This is a genomic window from Candidatus Parakkermansia intestinigallinarum (assembly GCF_944389695.1).
Classification (GTDB): Bacteria; Verrucomicrobiota; Verrucomicrobiia; order Verrucomicrobiales; family Akkermansiaceae; genus Akkermansia; species Akkermansia intestinigallinarum.
In genome coordinates, this window is sequence record NZ_CALXNG010000056.1 from 1 (window position 1) to 3,217 (window position 3,217).

Annotated in this window: 4 protein-coding genes; 2 read left to right on the forward strand and 2 right to left on the reverse strand. The window is 62.8% G+C overall.

What is annotated here, in order from left to right:
- Positions 1-387: 387 nt before the first annotated feature.
- Both AC6UAL_RS09510 and fmt read left to right on the forward strand, forming a co-directional pair.
- Complete coding sequence (locus AC6UAL_RS09510) at positions 388-915, forward strand: hypothetical protein (RefSeq protein ID WP_500683143.1); 528 nt, start codon at positions 388-390, stop codon at positions 913-915.
- Between the two features lie 208 nt (positions 916-1,123).
- On the forward strand, positions 1,124-2,092 hold the full coding sequence (fmt, locus tag AC6UAL_RS09515; RefSeq protein WP_500683146.1) for a methionyl-tRNA formyltransferase: 969 nt from the start codon (positions 1,124-1,126) through the stop codon (positions 2,090-2,092).
- A gap of 297 nt (positions 2,093-2,389) precedes the next feature.
- Here fmt and rplT read toward each other — a convergent pair whose 3' ends face one another.
- Both rplT and rpmI read right to left on the reverse strand, forming a co-directional pair.
- Positions 2,390-2,773 (reverse strand): 50S ribosomal protein L20, encoded by a 384-nt coding sequence (gene rplT / locus AC6UAL_RS09520; RefSeq protein WP_500683144.1) that lies wholly within the window; start codon positions 2,771-2,773, stop codon positions 2,390-2,392.
- Between the two features lie 145 nt (positions 2,774-2,918).
- Positions 2,919-3,128, reverse strand: coding sequence for a 50S ribosomal protein L35 (gene rpmI, locus AC6UAL_RS09525; RefSeq protein WP_500683145.1), 210 nt, complete (start codon positions 3,126-3,128; stop codon positions 2,919-2,921).
- Between the last annotated feature and the right edge of the window lie 89 nt (positions 3,129-3,217).

Consider the following 3,217-nt stretch of genomic DNA (forward strand, 5'->3'; position numbering starts at 1 on the left):
CGCGTCAAAAAACGCTATGGGAGGGGGTGCTTCTCTAGTTTTGCCCTCTCCTTGCCCGACACCCCGCATGATTACTGTATCCTTTTTCCCTCTGCTCAAACTTTGGGACAGGTGTGGGAATTTGTACCTTCCCGGCGGCCTTAAAGACTTGCTTTTCTCGCGGCCTCTGCTATGCTACAAGGCGTGGATGTGCTTGCCTCGACGCCCTGCGTCGCGTGGCTCGGCCGCCTGATTCTTGCGCTCTCCTCCGCCCTCCCTCCGGCATGCGGCAAGAGCGGACGGGCGTGCCGAGAGCGCTCGAAAGAGCGGCTCTCATCGCGCCTCCGAGCGTTCCGCATCGCATTCGCATCTGACTGACTCTCTCAACGTTCTAAGACTACAAGACCTATGGGCAAATCTCCTCGTAAGGGCAGGGCGGCAAATCCCCTCAGCGGCGAAGTCGTCTTCGGCTGCGGCAGCCGCGTTCGGATCGCTCTCGAGGTCCTGACCTGCAGGGGGCAGGAGGGAATCGCCGACATCGCCGGAAGTTACGGACTGAGTGTTGAGGAGGTTTCCGAATGGGCAGCTGTCGCGATGAACGCCCTTTATGACGCCTTCGGAGATGCTCCGGAGAAAAAGAAACGTCGCCGGCGTCGCAAGAGCGCTGAGACCAACCCGGTTACGCCCTCCTCGGAGTTCTGTTCGCGCAGCGTGCAGGCGAATTCTCACGCTGAAGCTTCTCGGAGCTGGGCTCGGAGCAAGCGCCGATTCGTCGAAGATCTCTTGCAGCGAGCCGATCACTCCGTCGGTCGCGGAGCAGGGGAGCCCGCTGACTGCGATGAGAGCGGGCTGGTGCTCCGCAGCCGCTCTGAGGCGCTTGCCGAGGCCCTCCGCGAGCTCGATCGCCGCAACCGAAGCCGCTCGCCCGAGCCCTGAGAGCCCCGGTGATTCCCCGACGCACCCGTGCACTCGCGCAGCACCGCGACATGGCACGGCCGCCATGCGCCGCCTTTGCCCGTGCCGGCCTTCGGCGGCGCGCTTCGGAGTTTTCGGGGCGCGAATCGCGGCGGAAAATGCCGCTTCAAACCTGAATCGGCTTGACAATATCGCTGCTTCTGGCATAAAGGGGGGTATGCGGATCGTGATGATGGCTACGGGGGATATCGCTATCCCTTCTTTGCAGACTCTCCTGTCGACAGGCGAGTTGGTGGCTCTCTTTACCCAGCCCGATCGCCCCGTCGGTCGTCATCAGGTGCTGACTCCGCCGCGCGTCAAACAGATCGCGGTCGAGGCCGGGGTTGCCGTCTACCAGCCCGAGCGCATGCGCGACGCTGCGGCCGTGGAGCAGTTGCGGGCTCTGGAGCCCGATGTGGTGGTGGTCATGGCTTATGGTCAGATCCTGTCGCAGGAGGTGATCGACGTACCGCGCCTCGCCTGTATCAACGTGCACGCCTCGCTCTTGCCTCGGCATCGCGGGGCGTCTTGCATTCAAGCCGCCATCGAGGCCGGAGATGATGAGACGGGCATCACCGTCATGCACGTCGTCCGCCGTCTGGATGCCGGCGATATCATCTGCCGCAGTTCCATTCCCCTCAACGGAACGGAGACGGCCGAGAGCCTGCACGATGACTTGGCTCGCTTGGCTCCCGATCCTTTGATGGACGCCATCGAGTGCCTCAGGGAGGGAACCGATGATCGCGAGCAGCAGGATGAATCGCTGATGACCTATGCCCCCAAGCTGACTCGAGCCGACGGTCTGATCGATTGGTCGCAACCGGCCTTTCAGGTGGCTCGCAAGATTCGCGCCTACCACTCTTGGCCGGGCACCTTTACGATTTATCCGTCGGTGCGCAGCGGCGGGGACAAATCCCTGAAGATTTTCCCGCCCGTGGAGCTGTACTCCCAGGTCAAAAAGCCCGCCGAGGCCGTGCCCGGCATGGTGCTCGAGGCGGGGCCGGACGGCATGCTTGTGTCCTGCGGCGGGCCGCGAGGCGGAGCACTGCGCATCAAGACGCTTCAACCGCCCGGAGCGCGCAAGATGAATGCCGAGAGTTTCTTCGCCGGGCACCGCATCATGCCTGGCACGATTCTCGGCCTGCCGACGCCCGAGTGAGAGCCGTGAGAGGGCAGCGAGAGGGTCGCGCGAAAGGGCTGTGAGGGGCGGCCGCCGCTTGCCGGCGCGGGGCGCCTTCATCCGCCTGCTGAGTAGCTGCGGGCCGCATGCTCCCGCCGCGTGTTTGTCGCCTCGTCTCCTCTGAGGCAGTGGCCTGCGTTCGGCGGGAGGGCGTGAGGGAGCTTGTGCGCCTGCCTGCTTCCCGGCGTCGCCTTCTCGGAGCCTCCAAAAGTGATTCAGGGCTGCCGAGTGGCTCGGCAGCCCTGAGGTTGAATGTTTTGCTGAGTCGGGCGGCGATCAGGCCTTGAGCGCAGCACCCTCCTTGGCGTCGATAGCCTTCTTGGCGAGCTCGAAGACGGCCTTGAAGCCCTCCGGGTTCGCGACGGCAAGCTCTGCGAGAGACTTGCGGTCAAGGTCGACGTTAGCAGCCTTGAGACCCTCCATGAAGCGGGAGTAGGTCAGGCCGAGGGGACGCACGGCAGCGGAGATACGAGACGTCCAGAGGCGGCGGAACTGGCCCTTCCTCCTCTTGCGGTCGCGGTACTCATACTGCCAGGCTTTGTAGACGGCATCCTTAGCGTAGCGGAAGAGCTTGCTGCGGAAACCGCGGAAGCCCTTGGCGCGAAGCAGGATGCGCTTGCGGCGGGCGCGGGATGCCGGCCCATTTGTAGCACGTGCCATAGTTTGTTCTGTGTATCGGGGTGAACGAACTGTTCTTCCTCACCTCCTTGCAGTCTCGTTCGTTCTATCCTCTCACCGAGAGGAAGGCTGCACGAAGGCCGCCCGATTGGCGGGCGGGGCTTTGGCTTCTTGCCGGGGTTTCAAGTTAATTGAAGGGCAGGTTCTGCTTGACGGCCCAAACCTGGGTAGCGTCCACCAGAGCGGGCTTGCCCAGAGCGCGTTTGCGCTTGCTGGACTTCTTCTGGAGGATGTGGCGCTTACCCTGCTTGCGACGCAGGACCTTGCCCGAACCGGTCACCTTGAAACGCTTGGCAACAGCCTTACGAGTCTTGTTGATACCACCTTTGCGGGTCATGGTGCGAGCATTATACGCTTCTTTTGTCCTTTGACAAGAAAAATATCGCGGAGCTTGCAAATAACATTGTTTGCCTCCACCTCGGCGGC